The 1,288-nt window shown below is 67.4% G+C and carries 1 protein-coding gene and 1 pseudogene; both read right to left on the reverse strand.

The genetic code is table 11. The features are described 5' to 3' along the window. Positions 1 to 574, reverse strand: a 574-nt coding sequence (locus ACFWB0_RS25590) for an ATP-binding protein (RefSeq protein WP_378493202.1), incomplete at its 3' end; no start/stop codon positions are given. Next, positions 574 to 1,288 (reverse strand): annotated as a pseudogene (locus ACFWB0_RS25595) (IS21 family transposase); the annotation flags it as partial. The gene ACFWB0_RS25590 and the pseudogene ACFWB0_RS25595, both read right to left, overlap by 1 nt.

Here is a 1,288-nt window from a genome sequence, read left to right on the forward strand (position 1 = left end):
ACAGGTTCGCCGCCTCGGCCTCGAACGGGATATAGCCGACCTCGTCGACGACCAGCAACGGATAACGGCCGAGCTTGATCAACTCGGCTTCCAACCGGCCACTGTGATGAGCGTCGGCGAGCCGGGACACCCATTGCGCGGCGGTCGCGAACAACACCCGATGCCCGCCCTGACAAGCCCGGATCGCCAACCCGATCGCCAGATGGGTCTTGCCGGTGCCCGGCGGCCCGAGAAAGACGACGTTGTCCTTCGCGGTCACGAAGTCGAGCGTGCCCAGATGCGCAATCGTCTCCCGCTTGAGACCGCGGGCATGATCGAAGTCGAATTCCTCCAACGACTTGCGGGCCGGGAACCGCGCCGACCGGATCCGCGATTCCCCGCCGTGACTTTCCCGCGCCGAGACCTCCCGCTGCAAGCACGCCACCAGAAACTCTTCATGGGTCCAGTTCTCGGACCGGGCCCTCTCACTGAGCCGTCCCGCCGCCTCCCTCAGGGTCGGTGCCTTCAACGCGCGGGTGAGGAAGCTCAACTCGGCGCTCAGGTCCCGCTCCGAGACGCTGCTCTGTGTCGTCATCACGCCACCGTTCCGTCGTAGTCGTCGATGCCCAGGGCGGTGTCGTAGTCACTGAGCGCCCGGATCTGCACCTCGCTGTCGTCCTTGCGGTGCACCACGGTCATGTGGTCGCGGCGCAGGGCCGCCGCCGCGGTGACGTGCTCCGGGTCGGAGATGGTCTGGTGTTTCGCCCAGGCCCGGGAATGGTCGGCGACAACAGTGCCGTCGCAGTGGACCTGCACCCGGTCCAGGTCGGCGGTGACCTCGATGCGTCGGCCGATCACCGCCGGATGCACCGAGTAGTCGTTGGAGTCGAGGCGGATGTAGTGATCGCGCGCCAACCGGGTCGACGATCGCCACCCTGTGCTCGGGGGCACCGGCGGCAGCGTGAGCATCGCGTGTCGGTCGGCGTCGATCCGGTCGGCCGGCGCGCATCCGAGGACCCGTTTGCGGCGGGTGTTCGCTATCGCGACCCACGCCGACAGCTGCCGGTTGAAGTCGTCCGGTCCGGTGAACGAGCGGCCCGGTAGGAACGAGGTTTCGAGGTAGTCGTGGTTGCGTTCGATGATGCCCTTGGCTTCGGGGTCGGCGGGATTGCAGATCAGCACCTTCGTCCCCAAAGTGCCGCGGAAACCCTGGCAGTGTCCGGTCAGTTCCGTCTTGCGGTGGCGTCGCCGCCCGACCGCGCCTTCGCCGTCCCACACCAACACCCGGGGCACCGCTCCGAGATTGTGG

It is taken from the genome of Rhodococcus sp. NPDC060086 (assembly GCF_042730275.1).
Taxonomy (GTDB): Bacteria; Actinomycetota; Actinomycetes; order Mycobacteriales; family Mycobacteriaceae; genus Rhodococcus.